At 40.2% G+C, this 26,331-nt stretch carries 22 protein-coding genes; 5 read left to right on the top strand and 17 right to left on the bottom strand.

Going from position 1 to position 26,331, the window contains the following annotated elements:
• Window positions 1–14: 14 nt before the first annotated feature.
• Together EGC80_RS12900 and EGC80_RS12895 are read left to right on the top strand one after the other, a co-directional pair.
• Window positions 15–449 (top strand): adenylyltransferase/cytidyltransferase family protein, encoded by a 435-nt coding sequence (locus EGC80_RS12900; RefSeq protein ID WP_124013389.1) that lies wholly within the window; start codon window positions 15–17, stop codon window positions 447–449.
• Between the two features lie 9 nt (window positions 450–458).
• Window positions 459–1,718, top strand: coding sequence for a CDP-glycerol glycerophosphotransferase family protein (locus EGC80_RS12895; RefSeq protein WP_124013390.1), 1,260 nt, complete (start codon window positions 459–461; stop codon window positions 1,716–1,718).
• A 32-nt stretch (window positions 1,719–1,750) separates the two neighbouring features.
• On the opposite strand, the gene cysS is transcribed toward EGC80_RS12895, so the two are convergent.
• A complete protein-coding gene (cysS, locus tag EGC80_RS12890; protein ID WP_124013391.1) occupies window positions 1,751–3,130 on the bottom strand; it encodes a cysteine--tRNA ligase in 1,380 nt (459 codons plus the stop codon).
• A gap of 143 nt (window positions 3,131–3,273) precedes the next feature.
• On the opposite strand from cysS, the gene EGC80_RS12885 reads away from it, so the two are divergent.
• Both EGC80_RS12885 and EGC80_RS12880 read left to right on the top strand, forming a co-directional pair.
• A complete protein-coding gene (locus EGC80_RS12885) occupies window positions 3,274–3,768 on the top strand; it encodes a peptidylprolyl isomerase (RefSeq protein ID WP_124013392.1) in 495 nt (164 codons plus the stop codon).
• Window positions 3,769–3,770: 2 nt separating this feature from the next.
• A complete protein-coding gene (locus EGC80_RS12880) occupies window positions 3,771–4,496 on the top strand; it encodes a UDP-2,3-diacylglucosamine diphosphatase (protein WP_124013393.1) in 726 nt (241 codons plus the stop codon).
• A gap of 65 nt (window positions 4,497–4,561) precedes the next feature.
• Here EGC80_RS12880 and miaE read toward each other — a convergent pair whose 3' ends face one another.
• The gene (gene miaE / locus EGC80_RS12875; RefSeq protein WP_124013394.1) at window positions 4,562–5,329 is read right to left on the bottom strand and encodes a tRNA isopentenyl-2-thiomethyl-A-37 hydroxylase MiaE; all 768 of its coding nucleotides are present in this window, start codon (window positions 5,327–5,329) and stop codon (window positions 4,562–4,564) included.
• Window positions 5,330–5,692: 363 nt separating this feature from the next.
• Between miaE and EGC80_RS12870 the strand changes: the two genes are divergently transcribed.
• A complete protein-coding gene (locus EGC80_RS12870) occupies window positions 5,693–6,289 on the top strand; it encodes a Yip1 family protein (RefSeq protein WP_101030302.1) in 597 nt (198 codons plus the stop codon).
• A gap of 96 nt (window positions 6,290–6,385) precedes the next feature.
• Here the strand turns inward: EGC80_RS12870 and glnS are convergent, their stop codons facing one another.
• The 15 genes from glnS to EGC80_RS12795 form a co-directional block, all read right to left on the bottom strand.
• Complete coding sequence (gene glnS / locus EGC80_RS12865; RefSeq protein WP_124013395.1) at window positions 6,386–8,056, bottom strand: glutamine--tRNA ligase; 1,671 nt, start codon at window positions 8,054–8,056, stop codon at window positions 6,386–6,388.
• A gap of 159 nt (window positions 8,057–8,215) precedes the next feature.
• Window positions 8,216–10,528 (bottom strand): Fe(2+) transporter permease subunit FeoB, encoded by a 2,313-nt coding sequence (gene feoB, locus EGC80_RS12860; RefSeq protein WP_124013396.1) that lies wholly within the window; start codon window positions 10,526–10,528, stop codon window positions 8,216–8,218.
• A complete protein-coding gene (locus tag EGC80_RS12855) occupies window positions 10,521–10,760 on the bottom strand; it encodes a FeoA family protein (protein ID WP_011638067.1) in 240 nt (79 codons plus the stop codon). Before EGC80_RS12855 ends, feoB begins: the two co-directional genes overlap by 8 nt.
• A 198-nt stretch (window positions 10,761–10,958) precedes the next feature.
• Entirely contained in the window at window positions 10,959–11,495 is a 537-nt protein-coding gene (locus EGC80_RS12850; RefSeq protein ID WP_101030299.1) for a GNAT family N-acetyltransferase, read from the bottom strand.
• Window positions 11,496–11,566: 71 nt separating this feature from the next.
• The gene (locus EGC80_RS12845) at window positions 11,567–11,845 is read right to left on the bottom strand and encodes a peptidylprolyl isomerase (RefSeq protein ID WP_101030298.1); all 279 of its coding nucleotides are present in this window, start codon (window positions 11,843–11,845) and stop codon (window positions 11,567–11,569) included.
• 93 nt (window positions 11,846–11,938) lie between these two features.
• Window positions 11,939–13,768: a DUF885 domain-containing protein gene (locus tag EGC80_RS12840; protein ID WP_124013397.1), complete on the bottom strand. Its 1,830-nt coding sequence runs from the start codon at window positions 13,766–13,768 to the stop codon at window positions 11,939–11,941.
• A 350-nt stretch (window positions 13,769–14,118) separates the two neighbouring features.
• The gene (locus EGC80_RS12835) at window positions 14,119–15,366 is read right to left on the bottom strand and encodes a tetratricopeptide repeat protein (protein ID WP_101030296.1); all 1,248 of its coding nucleotides are present in this window, start codon (window positions 15,364–15,366) and stop codon (window positions 14,119–14,121) included.
• 3 nt (window positions 15,367–15,369) lie between these two features.
• A complete protein-coding gene (locus tag EGC80_RS12830) occupies window positions 15,370–15,987 on the bottom strand; it encodes an energy transducer TonB (protein WP_101030295.1) in 618 nt (205 codons plus the stop codon).
• A gap of 1 nt (window position 15,988) precedes the next feature.
• Window positions 15,989–16,393, bottom strand: a complete 405-nt coding sequence (locus EGC80_RS12825; RefSeq protein WP_101030294.1) for an ExbD/TolR family protein — start codon at window positions 16,391–16,393, stop codon at window positions 15,989–15,991.
• A gap of 13 nt (window positions 16,394–16,406) precedes the next feature.
• Window positions 16,407–16,934, bottom strand: a complete 528-nt coding sequence (locus tag EGC80_RS12820; RefSeq protein WP_101030293.1) for a MotA/TolQ/ExbB proton channel family protein — start codon at window positions 16,932–16,934, stop codon at window positions 16,407–16,409.
• Window positions 16,934–18,289: a MotA/TolQ/ExbB proton channel family protein gene (locus tag EGC80_RS12815; protein WP_101030292.1), complete on the bottom strand. Its 1,356-nt coding sequence runs from the start codon at window positions 18,287–18,289 to the stop codon at window positions 16,934–16,936. Before EGC80_RS12815 ends, EGC80_RS12820 begins: the two co-directional genes overlap by 1 nt.
• The gene (locus EGC80_RS12810; RefSeq protein ID WP_124693485.1) at window positions 18,289–19,071 is read right to left on the bottom strand and encodes a DUF3450 domain-containing protein; all 783 of its coding nucleotides are present in this window, start codon (window positions 19,069–19,071) and stop codon (window positions 18,289–18,291) included. Before EGC80_RS12810 ends, EGC80_RS12815 begins: the two co-directional genes overlap by 1 nt.
• Window positions 19,072–19,437: 366 nt before the next feature.
• Window positions 19,438–20,415, bottom strand: coding sequence for a class I SAM-dependent methyltransferase (locus EGC80_RS12805; RefSeq protein WP_124013398.1), 978 nt, complete (start codon window positions 20,413–20,415; stop codon window positions 19,438–19,440).
• Window positions 20,416–20,714: 299 nt separating this feature from the next.
• Complete coding sequence (locus tag EGC80_RS12800) at window positions 20,715–23,327, bottom strand: TonB-dependent receptor domain-containing protein (RefSeq protein ID WP_101030289.1); 2,613 nt, start codon at window positions 23,325–23,327, stop codon at window positions 20,715–20,717.
• Window positions 23,328–23,898: 571 nt separating this feature from the next.
• Window positions 23,899–26,298 (bottom strand): DNA polymerase II, encoded by a 2,400-nt coding sequence (locus tag EGC80_RS12795; protein WP_372491454.1) that lies wholly within the window; start codon window positions 26,296–26,298, stop codon window positions 23,899–23,901.
• Window positions 26,299–26,331: the final 33 nt, after the last annotated feature.

The raw sequence follows: 26,331 nt of genomic DNA, 5'->3' as shown, positions 1-26,331 counted from the left end.
ACTTGAGGTATTCCATGAAAACTATCATTACTTACGGCACGTTTGATTTATTTCATTTTGGACACGTGAGGTTGTTTAAACGCTTAAAAAAGCTTGGTGATAAGCTAATTGTGGGTGTATCCACCGACGAATTTAATGCGCTTAAAGGTAAGGCCGCGTTTTTCAATTTTCAACAACGACAAGAAATTGTCGCAGCCTGTAAATATGTTGATGAGGTGATAGCTGAAAACGATTGGCGCCAGAAAAGGAATGATATTATTCGGCTAAATGCTGACATCTTTGCTATTGGTGATGACTGGAAAGGTAAATTTGATGATTTATCTGATATCTGTAACGTATTTTATCTTGAACGCACGCAACAAATTTCAACGACAGAAATTAAGAATAATCTTGCCAACAGAGTGATTCCAGATCCAATAAGTCATCCCGTTAGCGCTAATATTGCATAAGGAATTAACATGTTATTTAGCTATGTTGATCAATGTATTAGATTACTCATCACTCAAACGCTTTATTGTTTGTCAGGTTTGATACCGAAGCAACATAAAGCGGTCATGGGCTGCTATAAAAACAAGTTTGCAGATAATAGCAAATACTTGTTTCTCCATTGGCAAAGACAACAAACCATTACCGCGATTTGGATATCGGGTGATAAAGCACTCATTAAGCAGTTAACACAACAAGGCTATTTAGCTTATTATCGTTGGTCTTTAATGGGCGTTTTTCATGCATTAACGGCTAAATACTATATTTATAATAGTTATATTGGTGATATTAATCAGTACTTTGCTAAGGGTGCTATTAAAATTAATTTATGGCATGGTTCACCATTAAAACAAATCGAATTTGATATCAGTAATGGACCGTTACACTCGGTTTATCATCCATCGACATGGGCGCAAAAATTAAATGCTAAAGCCTTGTATCATCAACAGTACGTCAAACCCGATTTCATGCTTGCTGCCAGTGATACGGTGAAAGGGCTTTTTCGCACTGGCTTTAAAATGACAGACGAGCAGTTTCTCTGTTGTGGTAATCCTCGTACCGATTATCATCGTTATTATCAAATCAATAATCATCAAACACCATTTACTAATCAAGAGGTTAAACACGTTATTCTTTACGCGCCGTCATGGCGTGATTCAAGCTTAACCAATGACAATAATAACATTTATGCTGAGGCCATTAATTTTAAAGCCTTGTCAACACAATTGATCGATCAAAACCAAATACTATTACTGCGATTACATCCAAATGAAGCGCATTTTGCGGCTGAACTGGATCAATACCCTAATATCATCAATATTACCGAATGGGACGACATATACGGTATTATCAACAAAATAGATTTACTGATCACTGACTACTCATCGATTTACATTGATGCATTACAATACAAATGCGATATCGCTTTTTTTCCATTTGATAAGGCGCACTATCACAGCGAATGCAGAAGTGAATATTCTTATGTAGCGAAACTTCCTGCTGCTGGGCCCAGTGTTTATAACTTTGCCGAGTTGCAAAATATGCTCAAACACATGGCCGTCAATGCTGAACCCTCATTAAATGTAGCCGACTCATCAAGACAAGCGTTTTGTAGTCCACAAACAAGACAAGTATTAACTAATACATTTTGGCAACATTCAACCAATGCATTAGATTGCTTAGATGAACTGGTAAAACAAGGCCAACACGAAGCAATAAAAAAGCCCGCATAAATGCAGGCTAAAGGATCATTTCAATGTCAGACTTACTTTTTACGCCATGTGGTGCCGCTTGGTCCGTCTTCTAAGATCACACCTAGTTGATTGAGGCGATCGCGGGCGACATCAGCTGCGGGCCAATCTTTTTCGGTGCGGGCGCGGTTACGCTCGACAATAAGCGCTTCAATTTCTGCCACTTCATCATCACTGCCCTCACCTTTAAAGAAAGCATCTGGTGTTTGGCTGATAATTCCCAGCACACCCGCTAATTGCTTCAAACGCACACCTAATGCAGAGGCGGCAGTCATATCGGTTATTTTAAGACGGTTAATTTCACGTACCATCTCAAATAAAACCGAATACGCTTCAGGCGTATTAAAGTCATCATCCATTGCCAACTTGAACTTGGCCACAAACGCTTCAGCAGGAGCTGCGTCGACGGTTAAGTCTAAGTCTTTAATCGCCGTGTATAAACGCTCTAATGCTGAACGAGCTTGCTTTAAATTATCTTCAGAATAATTTAACTGGCTGCGATAATGACCGGATAATAAAAAGTAACGTACCGTTTCAGGATCATAATGCTTAAGCACATCACGAATGGTAAAAAAGTTGTCTAATGATTTAGACATTTTTTCACGGTCAACCATCACCATTCCGGTGTGGATCCAATAATTTACATAAGGCGTATCGTGGGCACAGCAAGACTGAGCAATTTCATTTTCATGATGAGGAAACTGTAAATCAGAGCCGCCACCATGAATATCAAAATGTGAGCCCAAATGTTTACTGTTCATGGCTGAACATTCAATATGCCAACCAGGACGACCAGGTCCCCAAGGTGATTCCCATGTCGGCTCACCGGGTTTTGACATTTTCCATAACACAAAATCCATCGGATTATGTTTGGCATTATCAATTTCAACTCGAGCACCCGCTTGAAGTTGATCAAGGTTTTGACCTGACAACTGGCCATACTCAGGAAACGAGGCAACACTAAATAAGACATCGCCATTACTGGCGACATAGGCATGTTTTCGGTCCAGTAAACGCTCAACCATATCGATAATTTCTTCAATATGTAACGTTGCCCGAGGCTCAAAATCAGGTCGCATCATATTTAATGCGTCAAAATCTTTATGCATTTCGGCAATCAAGCGCTCAGTAAGTGACTCACAAGATTCATTGTTTTCAGCTGCCCGTTTGATGATTTTATCATCAACATCGGTAATATTACGCTGAAAATTCACCTCATAACCTAGGTAACGTAAATAACGTACTATCATGTCAAACGAAACAAAGGTACGCCCATGACCAATATGACATAAATCGTAAATGGTCACGCCACAGACGTACATTCCGATTTTACCTGGATTTATTGGTATAAATTCTTGTTTATCACGGCTAATACTATTGTAAATCTTTAACATCGAATGGTCTCTTTTACACTAATTTATAACGGGAAATATTAATTCAGATTCTACCATGATGTCACCTGTTTTGAACAATGCACTTTAAGCGGCACTTAAGATAAGTTAGAATCGCGCAAATCAATTTTTTCAAGTGAGATAACATGATTACTTTACATACCAATTTCGGCGATATTACTTTGCAACTAAATGCAGAAAAAGCGCCTATCACTGCCGCTAACTTTATGCAGTATGTTGAAGATGGCTCTTTTGATGGTACGATTTTCCACCGTGTTATTGACGGTTTTATGGTCCAAGGTGGTGGTTTCACTGAAGAGATGAGCCAAAAAAGTGTTAAAGCATCAATCAAAAACGAAGCTAACAATGGCTTATCTAATCGTAAAGGCACAGTTGCAATGGCGAGAACGTCTGATCCGCATTCAGCAACGGCACAATTTTTCTTTAACGTAAATGATAATACCTTCCTTGATTTTAAATCAGAAACCTCTCAAGGCTGGGGTTACTGTGTCTTTGGTGAAGTCGTTGAAGGCTTAGATATTATTGAAAAAATCAAGAATGTTGCAACCGGTAACAATGGCATGCATCAAGATGTGCCATTAGAAGCCATTGTGATCAAAAGCGTTAGCGTTAAAGCGTAATTGTGAAAAAAACAATCTTTGTGGGCGATTTGCACTTGAGTGTTGATCGCCCCGATATTACTCAAGCCTTTGTGTATTTTCTAAACCATGGTTTAGACAATACCGAAGCGCTTTATATCATCGGCGATCTATTCGAAGTGTGGATGGGTGATGATATTGCAGAACCCTTTAGTGTTGCCATAGCGGAGGCAATCAAAACGGTATCAGACACCCTACCAGTGTACTTTATTCATGGTAACCGTGATTTTATGGTTGGCAAACAATTTTGCCAACGCGCAGGTATGAAAATATTGCCTGAGGTGTATTGTATCAACTTGTACGGTGTTAACACCGTGATTTTGCATGGTGATAGCCTTTGTACACTTGATATTGCTTATCAGCGATTCAGACGCTTTCGAAGTTTTGGACTTGTTCGCTGGGTTTACGCCCACTTACCTAAAAAGACCCGCTTAAACATTGCCGCTAAAATTCGTCAAACAAGTGTGCAAGACAATCAGCACAAACACCACAAAATTATGGATGTTGAGCCAAGCGCGGTCACAGCACTACTAGCAAGTACTGGCTGCCAACGAATGATCCATGGTCATACACATCGGCCCGCGATTCATCAGCTCACAGCTCAAGAACAACGTGTGGTGGTCGGTGATTGGTATACTCAAGGCAGCGTGCTAAATGTCAGTGATAAAGGTTGTGAGTTAGTAACATTACCCTTTTCCGCAACAAACTAGGCTCACTTGAAGGTATCAGAATTGATATCAACTGTGAGTCTTGGTTTATATAGCGCCATTATTGATTATTGAGGCGGTATTCCACTGTGAAAACGAAACTCTGTATCTACTGACAAAATTAACTGCATTTCTTTTTCTCGAAAATAATTAATTCGTTCACTAATATCTTTACCTGCTACAACCTCAGCAAGAGCTAAATAATCCTGATAATGCCGAGCTTCTGAACGAAGTAATGAAGTGTAAAACTTAGCTAGGTCATCATCTAAGTGCGGCGCAAGCTTGGCAAATCGCTCACACGAACGCGCCTCAATAAACGCACCAATAATCAACTTATCAATCATGGTCTCAGGCTCATGAGTTCGGACATGAGAAATTAATTGTTTGGCATAACGGCCTGCGCGAATATTACGGTAGTCAATACCGCGTGCAGACATAATTTGCAGGACTTGTTCAAAATGATGAAACTCTTCTTTGGTAAGGCGCACCATTTTACTCATTAAGTCAGCACTATTGGTTAATTCGTTGTTGGCGACTAATTCACTGGTGATATCATTTTTTTTACTATCACGAGCCAGAAATGCTTGCACATTACGGTCTGGTTGATAGATAAAATCCTCATAGGGTTTTGCCCAAGCCTTTAATAAATGTGAACTACTTTTATCAATCGCATATTTGCGGATCATTAAAATAGCCGTTTGAGCAGCCTTAAGCTCGCAGTTGCAATGGTCGATCAACAGTGGCGTTAATTGTTCAGGTTGTTTTGCTTGTTCAAGCCAACTGTTTGGGGTCTCACAACCTAGAAAGTCATAAATAGGGACCAGTAATTGCTGCATAAGATGGATAATCCTTTCAAAAAAACTAAGGTTATTTTACCTATATAACGATCTTTTCTGAAGTCAAAAACGTAATACCACTTGACGAATGTCTATTTATGTTCAATAAATAAGCTAAGCATCTTATTTTAACGATTTTGTAACAGATGCAATCGATCACCTTAAATGATGACTCTACATTGGGATAGAGTCATAACTTAACAACATAGATGTTGGCAATGAAACCATCTCAGTGTGATGCCAACACAATAACGCCTGTTGATAAGTAGATGTGGACTGATTAAGGCGGTGGGTAAAGAGCTGTAGTCAGTTCGTCGTTGTTTGGCGAACTAGGTCAGAAAATGCTAAACAAGGATAACTATAATGGTATTGAATCACTTAATGGGACTGTACACTCATCCGAAACAAGAGTGGCAAAAAATTGAAAAAAATCATGAAGCGCTAAAAAGCAGTTTGAGCCATATACTGCTTATCGCACTTATCCCGGCAATTTGTGCTTATTTTGCAACGGCACATATTGGTTGGAATCCTGGCGTTGGAGAACCGTTATTTCTTACATCACAAAGCGCACTACTGATGTCAATTGCGATGTATTTTGGTTTAATTATTGGCGTTTTGGCGCTTGCTTATTTAGCCTTTTGGATGGGTAGGACGTTTGATGCAGATCCAACCTATACACAAGCTCTTGAATTAGCATCCTATACTGCGACGCCCCTGTTTATGGTCGGTCTAGCCGCACTCTACCCTGTACTATGGTTCATTATGGTGATCGGACTAATTGGCTTATCCTATTCGGTTTATCTTCTGTATGCAGGTGTTCCTATTATTATGAATATCCCTGAAGAAAAAGGCTTTATTTACGCAAGCTCAGTAGTGACCGCTGGTCTGGTGTTATTAGTCGCACTGATGGCAAGTAGTGTGATTTTATGGAGTATTGGCTTAGGCCCAATGATGCAATAATTTATTGGTAACTTATTATGAGTTATTGATTATTGATTATTGAAAAAATGATATAAAAAAGGCGCATTCAGCGCCTTTTTTTACTAATTACCTTGATTACGCGAAAGTATCTCGTAACGGTACGGTTAAGTTAAACACTAAATGTTCAGCGCTAGAATCTTTACTGTCAGCACAGAAATAACCTTCACGCTCAAACTGGTAGGTTTTTTCAGCCGAAGCATTGCCCAAACTAGGTTCAACCAGTCCCTTGACCACAGTAAGTGAATTGGGGTTAAGGACTTCATCGACCGTTTCAAAAGCCGCAGGATTTACATTGGTAAATAGACGTTCATACAAACGAAACTCAGCAGGTTTCGCTGTTGATGCCTCAACCCAATGAATAACCCCTTTTACTTTACGACCGTCAGCAGGATTTTTGCCTAAAGTATCTGCATCATAGGTACAATAAACCGTTGTGATATTACCATCAGCGTCTTTATCACACCGATCTGCTTTGATAATATAAGCATTACGTAAACGGACTTCTTTACCTAAAACCAGTCGTTTAAAATGCTTATTTGCCTCTTCTTTAAAATCTGCGACGTCAATAAATAGCTCACGCCCAAATGTCAGCTCACGAGTTCCCATGGTTTCATTGTTTGGATGAGCAGCAGCAATAATGGTTTCGGTTTCAGTATTCGAATAGTTTTCAATGACGACTTTTATCGGTCTTAACACTGCCATTGCTCGAGGAGCATGCTCATTAAGCTCTTCACGGATACAAGCATCTAACATGCCTACTTCAACCAAATTATCTTGCTTGGTGACGCCAATACGTGAGCAAAACTCACGAATAGATGCAGCCGTATAACCACGACGACGCAAGCCCGCAATCGTTGGCATTCTTGGGTCATCCCAACCGGTGACGAGTTTACGTACGACTAGATCATTCAACTTACGCTTAGACATCAGAGTATATTCAAGATTCAAACGCGAAAACTCATACTGACGCGTACGATCCGGGATTTTAAAATCGTCTAAATGATCCAATACCCAATCGTATAAACGACGATTATCTTGAAACTCTAACGTACAAATTGAATGAGTAATATTTTCAATCGCATCTGAAACACAATGGGTAAAATCGTACATAGGATAAATGCACCATTTATCCCCCGTTTGATGATGATGGGCAAAACGTATACGGTAAATAATAGGATCACGCATACACATAAAAGGCGATGCCATATCGATTTTGGCGCGCAGTGCACATTCGCCTTCTTTGAATTCACCTTTACGCATTTTTTCAAACAGCGTGAGGTTTTCTTCAATACTGGTATCACGATAAGGACTGTTTTTACCCGGTTCTTTTAATGAACCCCGGTATTCTCTTGTTTGCTCACCATTTAAAAAACAAACGTAAGCAAGCCCTTTAGTAATTAACTCAACAGCATACTGGTGTAACTGCTCAAAATAATTCGATGAATAACGGATATCGCCAGACCATTCAAAGCCCAACCAGCGCACGTCTTCCTGAATAGAATTAACATAATTGATGTCTTCTTTTTCAGGATTTGTATCATCAAAACGTAAGTTACACTGACCTTGATAATCTTTGGCAATACCAAAATTTAAGCAAATAGATTTAGCATGGCCAATATGTAAATACCCGTTAGGCTCTGGTGGGAAACGAGTATGTACTTGGCTATGCTTACCGCTTTTTAGGTCTTCGTCTATGATATTACGAATGAAGTTACTTGGACGTACTTCGGTGTCCACATGACTCATGGAATTCCTCTTGGCGCACAATGGCAATATGAATAAAAATAGATGATCCTACAGAACTTAAGTAGTTACAACTACTAGGATCGAAAAAGTTAACCTTATAAAGCAAATAAACCCAGCAAAGCTGGGTTTATGGTTTAAATCAAACAGGATTAAGGTTAACTATTCCGTGATAATGCGTATTCCAGGAATAATTTGTTGGGCTTTTCTGCCTTTTTTATTTAACCAGAGATAAAACCCAATCAATGCCACAACAAAGAAACCGATCCAACTGGCAGACTGCAACGGATGTTGAGTAAAGGTCGCGCCTTGGTAAACCACGGTCGCCGAACCATAGGCGAGTGAAAACGTCCAAATTGCAGCAAAACGAGCCCATTTAGCACCAAACTCATGAACCAAGGCCCCCATAGCGGCCACACAAGGCGTATAAAGCAAGATGAATAACAAGTATGAAAATGCCGCTATCTGACTTTTAAAGCCTGTTTGAAGCGCACTGAATGTGGAGGAATCAACAGACAATGCCATCGCAGCTTCATCTAAATCAGTAATACCCGCTATTGCAATTGATAATGGGTCACCTGGCTCTATGCCTAATAAATTTGCCGGAACTGTGGCTAAGCCTATTTTGACGCTATCCCAAATAGACACAAGTTCTACGTCATCACCATCGACGGTGCTGTATAAACTATTTAACGTCCCAACGACAGCTTCTTTAGCAAAAATGCCGGTAATAATACCCACTGTTGCCGCCCAGTTATCTTGCTCAATCCCCATTGGACTAAAAAAGGGTGTGATTTGTTGACTCGCAGCGCTGAGTAATGATTCTTTACTATCTTCATGCCCAAAAGAGCCATCAGTACCAATAGCATTAACAAAGTTAAGCAGCGTCACCACAATAATGATGGTTTTACCCGCGCCCATAATAAAGCTTTTAGTTCGCTTAGTTGTGCGAGAGAACACCGCTTTAGATTTAGGCATTTCGTAACTTGGTAGCTCCATAACAACGGCACTGCTTGTACCTGGCAATACCGTTTTACGCAGTAATAAACCAGTACCAATCGCAGCAAAAATACCAATGATGTAAAGTAAAAACACCAAGTTTTGACCCGACTGTGGAAAGAATGCGGCTGCGAATAACGCATAAACAGGCAAGCGAGCACTACAAGACATAAACGGTGCCATCATACCTGTCACGATCCGCTCACGCTCACTGCCTAAGGTTCTCGTTGCCATAATGGCAGGAACGGAACAGCCAAAACCAACAATCATCGGCACAAAGGCTTTGCCCGGCAAACCAATACGGCGCATTAAACCATCAACGACAAAGGCTGCACGAGCCATGTAACCAGACCCTTCAAGTACCGAGAGGGCTAAAAATAACGCTGCAATAACCGGTATAAACGTCGCGACCGTTTGAATACCTTGGCCAACACCGCCAGCTAAAATCGTCACTAGCCAATCAGGTGAGCCCATTGACGACAGCAAAGCCCCAAAATGATCAACAAAAATGGCACCCGCGGTAATATCAAACAAGTCAATAAATGCATTACCCACGTTAATACTGAATAAAAACATCAGATACATAACAAACAAGAAGATTGGGATGCCCAAAACGGGGTGCAACACCACCTTGTCGAGTCTATCAGTGGCACTAACATGTGTACCTTGACTGACTGAAGCTTCAAACACCTGTTGCACAAAATCGTAACGTGTCGTCGCGATCATAATATCAATATCTTCACCAGCTTGCTCTACCCGCTGGGTACATTGTTGTACCGTGTCGTGTAATTGCGTTTCACTGGTACCACAGCCATTTCCATGACTGTTGGCTAAAATAGCAAGGGCTTGTCCGCGGCTTAACTCAACAAGACCTTGGCTGTCATTTTGCTTCTGTAAAGCTGTGACACTTGCCTCGATATCAGCATGATACTGCAGTAATAACGATGATGTTGTGTCGCCTTTTTTCAATAATGCCAATAATTCAGTCTGTAGATGTTCAACATCGGCTTGCTTACGTGAGCAAATTGCGACGACTGGACAACCAAGTCGTGCCGACATGTCATCTGCATTAATATTGATCCCCAGCTTTTTAGCTGCGTCAATTTTGTTAATGACAACAATAACCGGAATACCTAACTCACGTAATTGGGTGGTTAAATACAGATGACGCTCAACGTTTGTGGCATCAACTAAGTTGATAATGGCGTCCACTTGTTGATTTGAAAGATAGGCCTGGGCGATTTGTTCATCTAATGAACAATCGCAGCTATTACCTGCGGGTAATAAATCATATATGCCCGGTAAATCGGTAAGAAAAACATCAGTACCAGAGTAACTAAGCTTACCGGTTTTCTTTTCTACGGTTACACCCGACCAATTGCCAACCTGCTGGCTTGCACCTGTAAGTGCATTAAAAAGAGTCGATTTACCTGCATTGGGGTTACCCACGGTGACACAGTGAAATTGTTTAGTCATTTTTTAGAACTACCTCGATAATATCGGCTAAATCACAACGCATACATAATTTACTGCCACGTAAATCTAACTCAACACCCGAGCCCATAGGGGCTCGACGTATAAAATGAAAACGAGTGTTGGGTGTAATGCCCATAGATAACAATTTACGTTTGACAGTTTGCGGTAACGTTAATTGACCGATTTCAGAGATAATCGCCTGATCACCAGGCTTAAGTTCACTCAGCTTCATGTAACACTACCTTCAACTACATTAATAACGTTAAAATTTTATATGAACTGAAACAGTTAAACTCAAATCTAGATCAAAGTTTCACTTGTTAACGAGAATTGTTTTCAGTTGTATTACGCATTATGTGACAAATGCCCGTTAGAATATAGTACAACGAAGATTTTATTTTAACTTGCAAGCCAGAATGAGAAAAAAGGGCTACTCTCTTTGTGCTGTTAGTAATCCCATGCAGCAGTCATCTGACCATATTCCATCAATGCAGCTATTCTGTCTTAATGTTCCCTCAAGAATAAAACCAACCTTCTCTAGTACCTTACGTGATGCGGTATTTTCTTGAGCACAAATACCAATGTATTTATGCATACTAAATTGTAACGCCCCCCAATCCGTTAAGGCTTGCAGGCTTTCACTTGCAAACCCTAAACCTTGCTGTTCTGGTGCTACAAGGTAGCCTACTTCGGCGCGTCTTAATTCTGCATCGTCGCATCTAAAACCAATAAGCCCCACAAATTCATTGGTGTCGATCCGTTCAATAACGAGAGATAACCAGTCTCCAGATCCAAATTGCCATATCGCTTTGCGCTGCTCAAATTTAGCAACAATTTCCGATTCAGATTCAATACTTCGGATATGTTGATTGATACCCTTATCACGATGTAAGCGTAGAAAATGCTCCCAATCTTTACTTTGTAAATGTCGTAATTTCAAGCGCTCACTATAAAGATTTATTTGCATACATCCTCTCTTAGTTCATTAATAAAAATGGCAGCCTAGGCTGCCATTCGATATCACATAATCACTACGCGCTAGCTGCGGCTAGTGACTTCAAGTAAATGAAAACCAAATTGAGTTTTTACCGGACCTTGAACCGTATTTAATGGCGCGCTAAACACCACTTCATCAAATTCTTTAACCATCATTCCAGGACCAAAAGAACCTAAATCACCACCTTGCGCCCCAGATGGACAAGAAGAGTTTGCCTTAGCAATCTCGGCAAAGTCTGCACCAGCTTCGATCTGTTGCTTGAGTGATTCGCATTGATCTTGGGTGCTTACGAGTAGGTGTCTAGCCGTTGCTTGTACCATAATATCGCTCCTAAAAATGTAATATTAAATAAAAATAACACTAACATAACGACAAGGTGATGACATAATTAAGTCACCACACCTGTTCGTCATTTATTTTGCTGATTCAGCTTTAATCCAATCGGCAATTTTGTTTTCCATCACGGCCATCGGTAATGATCCTGATGTTAACAATTGGTCATGAAAACCTTTAAGATCAAATTTGTCACCAAGGGCTTTTTCTGCATCGGCACGTAATCTTAAAATAGTCAGTTGGCCCACTTTATATGACAAAGCTTGACCAGGAATAGCCATGTAACGCTCCACTTCAGCAATGATATCCGACTCCGCCATAGGCGAATTGTCCTTCATATATTGAATTGCTTGCTCACGACTCCAACCTTTTGCATGAAGCCCCGTATCAACCACTAATCGCATTGCCCGCAACATTTCATCTGATAACTTACCAAAGTACTGATATGGATCGCTAAATACGCCCATCTCAACACCTAAGTATTCTGCATACAGTGCCCAGCCTTCTTCAAATGCGGTATAACCCTGGAAACGTTGAAATTGTGGAACGTCAGTTAACTCTTGCTTAATCGAAATCTGAAAATGATGACCAGGTGCTGCTTCATGCAAAGAAAGGGTTGTCATACCCCATTTAGGTTGTGCTTTTAAGTTGTAGGTATTGATATAAAAAGTACCCGGGCGAGAACCATCCACTGCAGGTGATTCATACGATGCACCAGCGGCAGATTTTTCGCGGAAACTTTCCACAGGTTTTACAATATAATCCGCTTTGGGCATCACATTGAAATACTCTGGTAAAACCTGATTAATATGATCTTTAATCGTCATATAACCATCAATAAGATCTTGTTTGTCACTAAAAAAATACTTTGATTCTGACGATAAAGAAGCAAAAAAAGCGCTTAAATCGCCTTTAAAACCAACTTGCTCTCTTACCGTGTCCATTTCAGTTAAAATACGAGCCACTTCAGACAAACCAATTTGGTGGATCTCATCCACGGATAGGGTTGTTGTGGTGTGGCTATTGGCTAAATGTTGATACCAGTCTTTACCATTTGGCAATCCCCACCAACCATCTGAAGCACGAGAGTTCGGCAAATAGACATTCTTCACATAGTCACGTAACTGAGTCAATGCAGGTAATAACTCAGTATTGATAAGTTGTGTATATTCGATAGTTAATGCTGATTTTTGTGCGTTTGTAAAATCGTCAGGTAGCAAGGTTATTGGCGAATAAAAAAAGCTACTTTCTGCATCTGCAACAAGTTGGGCATCTAACTGAGGAATAATGCGTTCGACAAGCACTCGAGGTAATACCACTTTACTGGCAATACCTTCATCCATCCGCTGCTGTGCAAGCTTAGTCCAGTTAATAAAACCCCGTAATCGTAATAACCAATTCTGGTAATCTTTAACAGTCTTAAATGGTTGAGCACTCTCACCGCTTCCCAGCTGCACCATGGTAAATACTGTGCTAGAAAACTGATTAATAGGTAAGAAATACTCTGGATAGGTTTCGCCTATAAGCGCCATGTTACGATCATAAATGAACATGTCGTAACTCAATTTAAGTGAAGCAGGAAGCTTCTCAACATCAATGGTTTTAGCTTGGCTAAAGTAATGACTATTCAAGTCATGACGGGCCGCTAAGTACTCTTCAGTTAATGCACCACCAAATTGGTCATTATAATCGTTAACCCCAACAAAGGTGGCATAAATGGGTTCAAGCTTTAACTGAGCATTAAAAAAATCATCAACCATCGCTAAATACTGCTCTGAAGCAGATTGAGGCATAACGGCGGCGCTAGACTTTGAGGTCTTTTCAGACGTAGAAGAAACCGTCGAGCCTTCTGAACAACCTTGAGTGGCCAATAGTAAGGACACCGTTAACGCCAACAATGTTTTATTCATTATTATTATTCCTTAACACAAATTAACTCACGCCTTGTTACCCTAATAGAGTCAAAGGCTTAATATTAGTGGTCTGATTTATCCCATTGCAGCGATTCAATCTAAATGAAAAAGTCTTAAAATCGACAAGTTACAACCATTGTATCTTTGGCTAGCTTTACAAGAAACAAAACTTCAACAAAAAACACACAAACTAACAATTAATAGTACCCTAACGTCGCTCGGTAGATTTCACGCTGTAATATTCAACCTATTCACACAATAAAATAAGCGGGCCAAAAAAATGACTCTATTATTTTTACTAGCTAATAAAAAAGCCCCTAAAAGGGGCTTTTTAAATCAAGCTTAGATTAAAGTGTTACGTTGTGAATACGGGCTTTTTCTTTGATGTAAGAAATATAGCTCTTAGCACTACGTTCAGTCTTTTCATCTTTTGCGGCAAGTAGTGCACGCTGATAAGCAGACTTGTACTTTTTAAGGCTTAAGTATGATAAAGCTAACTCAAATTGAGCTTCGCCAGGATTATCAATGCCTGCATCAAGTGCTTTTTTAAGCACAGGAATGGCATCTAGATACTTTTGGTCTAAAGAAAGGATGCGACCTTGTTTTAAAAACAAATCACCCTCGTTGTTAACAGCAGCTGCTTTACCATAATAGTAAGCGGCTTCTTTTAACTCTTTAGCATTATGATAAAAACCAGCAAGTGTTGAAAAACTCTTCTCGTTTTCAGCAATAAGGCCTGACTTCATGTGCTTTTCAAAAATCGTAGCAGCTTTATAAGGCGCGCCTTTTTGAGCTAACAATTGAGTCAAACGAGTAATGTTACTGTCTGTCTCTAAAAAGCCATTCTTGTATGCCAAATCGTATGTTGCGAGTGATTTATCATAGTTTTCAGTCATCAAGTAAAATTGAGCCAACTGAACCCAGAGACGTTTATCGTCTTGGAACAACGGCACCATAGTTTCTAATACTTTTACGGCTTCATTGTACTTTTTCTGGTTAAAGTAAGCAGTTAACTTCATCTGATACAGACCTTTATCAGGTGTTTCAGATAAAGATAATCCCTTATCAGCAACTTGAAGCACTTTATTCCATTCTTTTAACTCAGTGTGGGCAATACCAATTCTGCGATACATTTGCGCATCAGAGTTACAGGTAAAGTCCATCCACTTATAATAATATGGAATTGCTTCTTTAAACTTTTTTTCTTGTAGTAACAAATCAGCATACAAACGCATTGTTGCAGCATGATCGGTACCACCAAGAATGTCAGCATCTACAGCAGTCTTTAAAAACTTGATAGCTGTTTTCATCTGACCTTTTTCAGCATAGAAGTTACCTAACATACGATCGACATACGCTTTGTCGAAATCGTTTCTAGCATTAGCTTCAAGCAAAATTGCAATTGCTTCGTCTAAATTACCTTCTGTATACGCTTTAAAAGATTTTTGAACTTTTTTTGCAGCGCTATCGCCCACAGCACGAGATTGACGGGTGTCAATTTCACACTTTTCAGCAGCAACTACAGAGTTAGACAGCAATGCACTTCCACAGACTGAAAGTAATAACACTGTAGCGATACTAGTAACTTTACGCATTATCTACCTCCCTTTCTCTAGTGTGAAGTCAAGCTGTACTTTCATACCTGTTTGTTTTAATGGCTTACCATCAACAATCTTTGGCTTGTATTTCCATTTTTTCAATGCACGAATTGCTTCACGATCGAATAAACGTCTAGGTTCAGCCTTGATAATAGAAACATCATCGACACCACCGAGTTCGTTGATTGTAAAGCTAAGTTGAACCCAACCCTCTTTACCATCACGAGCAGCAGCAATCGGATACTGAGGCTCAATACGAACAATAGGGGTAGCATCACCATCGCGGGTCATCATGTTACCGAGTTTAAAACCAGTACTGGGCCCACCAGATTCTATACCACCCATATTGAACGCCATATTGGTATCAATATTAGATGATGTATCAGGCGGAGTAGTATCCGGCTTAGGCGGCTGCTCCGGTGGTGGAGGTGGCTTAGGTGTAACCCTTGGTTTTTTCTGTGCCTTCGAATCCTGTTTATCCATCGTAATTTCAATAACAGGGGTTTCCTCTGAGTCAGCGTTGCGTTGTGCACCACCACCGACCAGAAAAGCCATGAAAGCAAACAGCCCAAAAGTCACTGCAGCACCAATGATTATTGATACGAGTGCTCTTAGCATATTAGTCATTCCCCGCTGATACTGAAATTTTGTCAATACCGGCCGCTTTAACGTTATCAAGTACTTTAACGACTAAACCATGTAAAGAGTCTTTGTCTGCTTGAATCAATACAGCTGCTTCAGGTGCTTCAGCTAACATACGCTCTACGTTAGCCGTTACACGTTCGATATCAACCTGACGGTTTTCCATCATAATGACACCATTTTTGCTGATGCCAATAAAGATGTTTGCCGATGGTTTAGACGTAGCCTGTGACGCTTTCGGCTTGTTGTAGTCTAAGCCTGATGGCTTAACAAACGATGTTGTTACAATGAAGAAAATCAGCATGATAAACACGATGTCTAGCATCGGAGTCATATCAATTTGCGCTTCCTCTTCCATAGTGGAATGCTTCTTACGTGCCATGTTCAATCTCTCTCTAATGGTGAGGCATGCTGTCTTTTAGCTTTTCTAAACTGATTCTCATTTTTGAGTCTAAACGCGTGCTAAAGAACACACCCGATAGCGCCGCAACCATTCCTGCCATTGTCGGCATTGTAGCCATAGAGATACCAGCAGCCATTAAACGAGCATTACTCGTCCCCTGAATTGCCATCACATCGAATACTGAAATCATACCGGTTACAGTACCTAATAAACCAATCATTGGACAAATGGCTACTAAGGTTTTGATTAACAGCATACGTGCATTCAAATCTTGTCTCGCTTGGGATATCCAAGCTTCACGGATACGGTGAGCATGCCAAGAAGTTGTCTCTTCTCTTGCTTCCCAAGAGGCTATCACGGCTTGATGTTGTTTTGGTGATATCCAATTTAGATACCAATAACGCTCAAGCATTAACACCCACATCAGGAATAGCACTGCTGCAACCAACCAGAGGACATCGCCTCCCGAGGCCATGAAGCCCCTGACGGAATCCCATACGTCCATCAGGATTAGCATCATTAGTCAGCCCTCTTCTCAGCATGTTCTGCAATAATACCAGCACTTTGCTCTTCAAGAATTTGAACGATAGACTTACTACGAGCAACTACGATTGCGTGTAACAGCATTAGAGGCAATGCAGCAATAAGACCTTGAACAGTAGTAATAAGCGCCATAGAAATACCACCAGCCATCAATTTAGGGTCACCAGTACCGAATAATTGAATAGATTGGAAGGTTGCGATCATACCGGTAACCGTACCCAATAGACCCATCATAGGAGCAATAGCCGCAATCACTTTGATAATTGAAATACGCGCTTCTAAAGCGGGTGTTTCTTTTAAGATAGCTTCATCAAGTTTGAGTTCAAGCGTTTCAACATCAACGTCTTTATTCGATTGATATACTTTTAAGATACGGCCTAGAGGATTGTTGCCAGGGTTTTCGATGCTCTTACGCTGACGATTAACTTTACCGCCAACAAGAGTCAGAGTCACTAAACGCTCAACAGCAATTAACGCACCGATTGCTAACAAGGTAAGAATGATATAACCAATAGTACCACCGGCTTCTAAACGATCTTCTATACTAGCTTTATTAGTAAAGATGTTTAATAACACGCCGCGGGCCGGATCGATATAAAAAGGAGCGACACCTGAAGTGGTGTTCTCCCACGAATCAACAGCGCTCACTTGGTAGCCTTCAGGCTGCTGTGATAATTGCTGAATTAAACCAAGATCAGGTTTGTAAACAACATATTTACCTTCGGCCGTTAAGTTAAAAGGACCGACGCGGTGAATAGCAGTATTCACTACGCTACCGTCAATGGCCGTAACATCACCATCGAATTTAACAACTTTACCTGACTCAACCATTTCAAATAATTGTGCTTCCCAAAATTGCTCTAACTCTTCAATTTTAGGCAGTGATTTACGTGCACCTAGTTCAGCAATAAAAGTATCGCGACCAGGGTACTGAGCACTGATGTTAGACGCGGCTAGCTTACCAGAAAAATCACCGGCTTCGCCTTTAACAACACCAAACATCTCACCCAAGTCACCTTGAGCAGTTTTTAAGTCTTCTTCTAACTGAGCAATTTTACGCTCGTTATCTAAGAAGGCTTGGTTTAAATCTTTACCGCGTTGCTTTTCAGCAGATAAAGCATCTTTTTCACGTTTAAGCAATGCGGCTTTATCACCACGCTCAGCCTGAAACTCTTTTTCACGCTTAACGTTTGACTTACCTTCGCTAGCTCGGTCTGCTTTAACTTGTTGTAACAATTGGTCGATAGTTTTTGGTGCATCTGCAGCATAAACCATACCAGCTGTTAAAGAGAAAGTTGCAGCCAGTAGCACTGATGTAATTAACTTCTTCATTATTGTGCAGTCTCCGCAGCAGGAATTGGTAATGCGAATAGGTCTAATGCGCCTTGCTTACGAGCAATACGAATACCTTTCGTGATGTCGCGTAGATAGCTGTCTTCTAACTTATTCCAGGTTTTCGCATCAGCATCATACATCCATGCTATTTTCTGATCTAAACTCTGGGCATAGAGAGCAACACGGCCTAAATTAAAGAAATCAACTAAGACTTCTTTGCCGTCTAGGTCTAGCTTACCTGTATGAACTGCAACAAAATTACCATACTCACGCTCAATGCTATAAGCATCAAGTATTAGACGATATTTCTCTGCCAATGTAACTTCTGCGGTATTAAGGATATCTTTTAGATTTTCAACTCGGTTATGACGAACTTCCGAATTAAAAGGTAAATCTAAATTAACAAACTGCTCTAAAGCATCGACCATTTTAAACATTAATGGCACAACACCCTGGCGAAGTTTATCTACGCCGTTGATATCAGTCTGAATTAAATCTAGTGAATTTTGTTGATCAGCTACTAAGCCCGCAACGTAATCATTGTATGATGCCAGTGATTCACGCTCATCAGCAACGTTGCTATACTCAAAAAGCATGTCTTGTGCTTGGTCGAAATATTTGTCGACTTTCTTTTGTGACGCAGCTGATGCAGCATTAAGACTGCTATCGGCTTTTTGAACCTCAGCGAGAGGGCCTGCAACAACGAAGTTGCTACCAGCTAAAGCCAGAGCGCCAACAAGTGCAGTAGCGATTTTTGTTCTATTGCTTACCTTGGACATAGTTCCCAACCAATTTGAAGTGAATTAAAAAGTTCAACTCTGCAAAATAACCTTGATCTAAAATTGTTAATCAATGTTACTTCAACTAAGTACGTCTTTTTCTTGTGATTGTTAGTTTTTCTTCCCTTTTCTACACCGGTTAAAGTGTAGACCCGCTGGCATCATTTCACAAAATGTCGACCTATGTCAACATTTACAAAGTTTAAAAACTACTGGAAAGAACAGTTAAAGCGGTCAATGTTGACGAAAGGTTAATAATCAAACGTCTTTAACATAAATGCGTGATAATTTAATGCTAATATAAAAAAATTATTTGTTTTCATTCAGTTAGTTACAAAAATACGGCAACACAACTTTACCTTCTATTTATCTACTTTCTAATTGATAAATAAATTTTGTAGCATGTAAATACCAACTTAAAACTTCATTTTGTTCACTTTTAAGTACTTTAAGTTCATTTAACATCATATTGTTTTGGTAGAGTTTATCGACAAAGATTGCCAATTTAGATTCATCAAAAGAAGCATTGATCAATTCAGTTAATCGTAGTCTTAACGTTTCCATTTGTATTGTAATAAATTCAATAAATTGCAATTTTTTTGTAACAGGCCAAAATAAGCCGGCCTTAAAAAATTCAGCCACAAAACGCATTAAATCAGAATCCTGGGCAGCGGCTTCATCGAAAACGACTAACAATTTAATCAAATGATTAATTTCTGCTCTAATATCTTCACATTTAGGGTCTTTCTTAATTCGCTCAACATCTTTTTGACTAGTGATATTGCCCATGGCATTGGCCATTTTAGTTAAACAATTAATCAGTAAATTAACTTCTTCTTTTTCTATTAAGGTTAAAATCTTTCTATTTCGGTTAAGGATCATTGAACGGCTATGATGAAAAACAATGCCAAACTGACCGCCATCTTTTAACACTCTAGTCGCTTCTTCAAGTGACTTTTCAACGTTTGAATACTCAAAACCAAATTGAGATATATAAAGGTCAACAGAATTTGATTCAAGAGGGAGTTGTTCACAGCGAGTATTAGACATTAAGGCTATGTCGATTTTATGGCCGTTTTGATTTTCCGAGTTAACTAAACTGACTTCAGCTAAATCTACACCAATCACTTTACCGGTTAACTCACTGGTTAATAATCCGTCACGCAATAAAAGAGGTAAAGAGCCATTACCCGTGCCAACATCGACTACCAAAAAATCTTCATTTAGACCATTAAATATCGGTTGCCAAACACTTTTCAATATCCCTTCATAATTACCTGATATTGCCTCACCGAATGAAGTTGTGTGTCCTTGTTGCCAATATTCACTCCAGTGATTATTCATTTGATCTCCTCAATTAATCACAACATATTGCTAAATAACCTCAACTCGAGATGGGAGATGAGGTAAATCGATAACAACGGGTTTATTTCAAGTCCACAATATCAAACTTGCCATTAGTTTTGCTAATAAGCCACATTTATGTGTTAATCGCGTGTCGATGACAAGTCAAAGCAACGCAGACCGCAGGACAAAGAGCGGTTTAATAATCGTTTATTATCCTAGCTGAGGGTTCATAATAGACTAAATAAAAAGGCTCCCGAAGGAGCCTTTCTTGTATCTAATTAATGAGCTATTAGAATTTAGAACTTAAGAGTATAACTTGCACGATATTCACGACCGTAGTTGTTATACAGATCAGCGTTATCGTATGTACCAAAAGAGCTCAACACTGGATCTTCATCTGTTAGGTTATTGATGCCTAACAGTAGTGAACCATAGTTACCCGCATCATACACATAACTTAGATTGTGGATTAACCAAGAATCTAAGTTACCTGTGTCATCATCTTCATAAGTAGAAGCTGTGTAGCTCATGTTCCAAGATACACGATGGTCACCCATGCTGTAGTTAGTGGTAAAGTTAGACTTATAGTCTGGTGAACCATTCCAACCAGCCGTATCAATCGCTTCACCGCCAGCTTCAACTTCTTCGATGTATTCTAGCACGAAGCTGTTGTTCCAGTTAAAGCCAATATCACCAATTGCTGTTTCAAACTTCGCGTTTAACGCGACATCTATACCAGTAATCTCTAACTTGTCAGTGTTACCGTAACCAGTACCAATTTCTAAAGCACGACCTAATGAACCATCCGTAGTTGGAGCACGGTTAACATAGAAAGTTTCATTTTCTTCCAGCGTACCCGCAGCAATACCACGCATTACGTTGGTGTTAGTACGTTGACTGATTACATCATCAATATTGAGGTTAAAGTAATCAACCTTAATACCGATGTCATCAATGATATCCCATGCTACACCAAAGTTGATGTATTCTGACGTTTCTGGACCTAGGGTATCGTTAGCACGAATGTAAGTATCGTACTGTTTTTCGCTACAATCGGCATCAGAAGTACCTGATTGTTGACAGAATGGATAATCTTTACCACTTTCAGCGCTGAATGTGGTTGCCGCATATAACTGATCTAATGCTGGAGCACGGAACGCTTCAGAGTACGACGCACGTACGACAACGTTTTCCAGTGCTTGCCAGCGAACAGAGGCCTTAGGCGCAAAGTTATTACCAAAATCACTGTAATCATCGTAGCGAGCCGCAAGGTTTAATTCAACGTCATCTGTTATCGGTAGAACCGCTTCATAGAACATTGCCCATACTTGACGATCGCCGCCTGCAGAGTTACCCGCGCTACCACCAATCAAGCCAGCTTCTGACTGAGCGTCATACACTTCACTATACTGTTGGTCAAAATATTCCATACCGACATAATGTGCAACGGCACCAGCAGGTAATTCAAACGCATCAAAACCAAGACCTGCACTGTACTGATCAAATGTGGCACGACCTTGAGTTAAGGTTGTAGCTTTCATATTATTGATGCCAGCTTCAGAACCTAAATCAATATCATTTGCTTGGTTATAAGCAAGACCGGCATAGCTTAAGTAGTACTCACCGATAGACTTGTTATCGGCGATATTGTGATGGTAGTAAACTTCCCACTCAGCATCGTTTAGTGCACTGATAGTACCGCGTAAACCGGTAAGGTAATCTTGGTTATAATCGTCTACGTTACCATCACGAGTACCAATACCAACCCAACGGAAGTAACCAGTAGTTTCCTCACCATATGGGTTATGCGGGTTGTCTGCAGCCATGCTATTCCAAGCTGCAGCTGGAGGCGCATAACGACCAAACGAGTTACCTTGAGTTACCATAACACGGCCAAACCATTCTACGTCTTCAGCAATTTCATAGTTAGCATCAACATAGACTGTATTACGCTCTGTAGAGGCTTTGTTATAAGAAACGTTAGCAAACGCATACATACAGTAAGTAGAACCAGCTCCACCCCAATCGTTGTCTGCTTTAACAGTTTGGAATACATTTGAACCGTATTCTGATTCTAAGTCATCACATAATAGTGATGCTTGAGTAGTAGAGAAATCAGGTGCCGCAACTGTTGCGCCATAGATACTCCAACCAGCAGTTTCTTCATAGGCTTGGATTTCACCATCACCATTGAAGTCTGTCATGCTTGCTGCCGTATATGGACGGTCTGCGTCAGAGATCCCTTTACGGTCTTGGTGGTCAAATGAGAAAGTAATGTTACCTTTGTCCATTTGATAACCAGCGACAACCGAGAATTCTTTACTTGTCAAACCACCGTCTTGGTCACGTGAGCCACCACCAACGTTGAATTCAATACCTTGATAGTTCTTTTTCATGATGATGTTAACAACACCAGCAATCGCGTCAGAACCATAAGTAGAAGATGCACCGTCAGTTAAAATTTCAATACGTTCTACTGCGGCCATTGGGATAGCGTTCAAGTTAGCAGATGCACCACCTAGCGTTGGTGAACCTGGGAAACGCTTACCATCGATAAGTACTAGGGTACGGCTTGAACCAGCACCACGTAAGTTAATCGTTGCTTGCGATTGTGCAGAACTACCTGAACGCTCAGAGAATGAACCGAAAGAGTTTAAGTTACTGTTACGAAGTGCGTCAGCAACTGTAAAGTTACCTTCCATCTTCATATCTTCCGTTGTAATTACGGTAACTGGCGAAGCGCCTTCAAGGTCAGAACGCTTAATACGTGAACCAGTTACCTCGATACGTTCTACTTTTGCGCCATCTTCAGCAGCAAAAGCTACTGGTGCAGCGAATGCAGTTGCAGTTGCAGCTACACCACCGATCAGTGCTAAGCGCACTGATTTAGCTAATACGTTCTTATGCATTGTCTATCTCCCTGGACTTTTATGTCTTTCTTATAATATTGACGACCATTTTAGGTGTCTATCGAATGAGGGCTTGCAACGAATTGACTACAAACACTCAATTGCAGGTGCAATAAAATCACATTTAATACAACTAATCAACATTTGAAACACCATAAGCGCAAAAGTTAATCAAATGTAACAACTAAAGCTGTTAATAAATATGAACAGAGAGTTTTTTTTATCAATTTAAACAACAGCTTGAAATAAATCATGTTCAAATAAAATAAATATCCAAATCCAAATAAAAAACCTAACATCATGTTTTGCTTTACGATTTCTTCGAAGTTGATATTTTTTTTATTATTATGGCGAACATAAAAAATGTTAACTGTTCATAATAGGGATAAGTAGCAGTTGTTTAACATTTTGTATCCGGCGGGATCTACCATAACTTTAGATAGTCAGATTTCAGCTATCAAACGATGCTTAATCCCCCTGTACTTAATAAATTGTTAATTAATACAAAGAAAAAGACAGCTCATTTTATCTCGCGCTAAAAGACATAAAGTAGAGGCTTAGGTTAGTAAACTTAAAGCAATATGAGTTGATTATTTACCAGTGAGTCAAAGCTATGTCCACACAGTTGCAAAATAGGCTCTGCGATGGGTTTAATTTGTTTACTAATGTAATATTCATAATCAATATTTTGTGGTTTTGCTTCAATGGCTTGGGCACCAGTAAGAGTCATGATGTAGCGGATTTGTTGACCTTTTCGAGTAACGTTGACGTCGCCTAAAATTTCACCAAGCTGTTTAGCCGCTTTTACATGGGGTGATGATTTAGCGGTATAATCTTCAACGTTGCGTCTTAAGCGCTTTTTAAAAATGAGTTCATCGTCTCTGGCACCATTGTTAATGGCCGCGATCTCATTGCTCAGGTAATCAATGATATCCTCACCTTTGAAAAACAGTTCATACAAATGATATTGCATCCTACGCGCTATCGGGCTCCAATCACTTCTCACCTGCTCCATGCCTTTAAAAGTCAGCTTCAATTGTTGCTCATCATTGAACACCGCACCGACATAACGCTTTTTGCTGCCTTCATCTGAGCCCCTAAGCGTGGGCATAATAAACTGTTCAAAATGTGTTTCAAATTCGAGTTCTAGATAACTGCTTAATTGGTATTCTTGTGCGCACCAATCAAGCCAACGTTGAGTAATTGATACCGACAGGTGTTTACCGACGGCTTGAATATCTTTGATGCCATGATTATTCCCTAACCACACAAATGTGGAATCAGTATCACCATAAATCACCTGATAGCCGCATTCTTCTATCCATTGTTTGGTCAGTTTCATTATTTGATGACCGCGCATGGTAATAGAACTGGCTAATTTTGCATCATGAAATACGCAGCCTCGAGAGCCAAGCACGCCATATAATGAATTCATAATAATTTTTATCGCTTGCGATAAAGGGGCATTTTTATCACGTTTAGCCCGCTCTCTTTGTTCTGCAAGGCTGGCGACTAATGCCGGTAAAATGGGCTTGTCCCGGCTAAATTTAGCGCCTAAATAGCCATCCACGGCGGTGGTATCATTATGTAAATTTGTCGCATGTAACCCTTCGACTAAGCCTTTAGGATCGATAAGGAATGTTCTGATAATCGACGGATACAGGCTTTTAAAGTCTAATACTAAGACATCTTTATAATAACCCGGGATAGAGGACATCACATAGCCGCCAGGGCTTTCTAACCCTTCACTTGCGGGGAATGCTGGTGCCACAAAGCCACTTCGATGTAAGTGTGGTAGATACAAATGATAAAATGCCGCAATCGATGCGCCAACGCGGCCAAACTCCAAGCCGGTTAACTTAGCGCGTTCAAGTGCAAAATCTAATAGTTGGGTTTTTTCAAAAATATCCCACACTAAGCGACAATCAGTCATGTTATAAAAAGCCAGTGCATTTTTATCTTGCTCAAACAAATGAGTAATTTGTTGACCACGATTTTCAACATGGTCAATGGCTTTACCTTCAGCCAATAATTGCCGCGAAACCGTCTCTAACGAAAAGCTATCAAATTGATAAAACGCGGCTTTAAGCCAATCAATACCATCTAAGACTACACGCCCAGGTAGAGATAATGTCTCAGGTCGATATTTGTCGGCCACTTTCCAACTCAGTTCGCTATTACCTCGGCCTATGATTAATGGAATTTGATGTAAAACACAGCGTTTGAACAACAAGGCTAAATCAAAGGTCACCACAGCCCAGCCGATAATAATATCGGGATCATAGTCGCTAAACCACGCAATTAATCGATGGATAAGTTCAACTTCATCCTTAACCCAAATGATAAAGTCATGACACTCTGGTTGTGGTTCGCCCACCATAAACACGCATTGATAATCGGCACCATACAAACCAACCGAATAGAGTTCGCCGGCAAAACTGCACTCAAAATCCAACGAAATCATCTTCAACGGTATCGAGGCAAGTGGGTTTGTGGGCATTTTTCTGGCACGATTAATCGATAACACTGGAATGGTTGAAGCGGGATTAACCTCTTGATAATGCCCTATGCATTCAATATCTAAGGCGATAAAACGCTCAATAAGGTAGCGTTGCTCAGGCCTTATATCGGCTTCAAATAAACTAATACCGACATCATTAGCAATGCGACTGAGTAATTTTAATTGCGTATTTGACTTAAGATACAAGGCACTAATGGGCTCATGGGCAAAGCTCATCAGTGATATCGATTGCGCTTTAAGCGCAAAACCGACGGTGTTAATTAATTGATTGACATCTTGTTGACGGCAAAAACATATCACCTCACTGTGATAAAGTTCAGCTAAGACAGGACCCTGAGCGGTTTTGATATAATACTGGAGGACTAATTGCCCATGACGATAAATGGCATGGCGAGTTAATACTTGTCCCATCACATTGGTATAAGTAGGTTGATGATTTGTCGGCTTCACTACGGGTTTGAATTCCTGCACAAGTTTACTCAA

This window comes from Shewanella psychromarinicola, from assembly GCF_003855155.1.
Classification (GTDB): domain Bacteria; phylum Pseudomonadota; class Gammaproteobacteria; order Enterobacterales; family Shewanellaceae; genus Shewanella; species Shewanella psychromarinicola.
The sequence above is the reverse complement of the archived record's forward strand: the minus strand, read 5'-3'. Positions and strand labels throughout refer to the sequence as shown.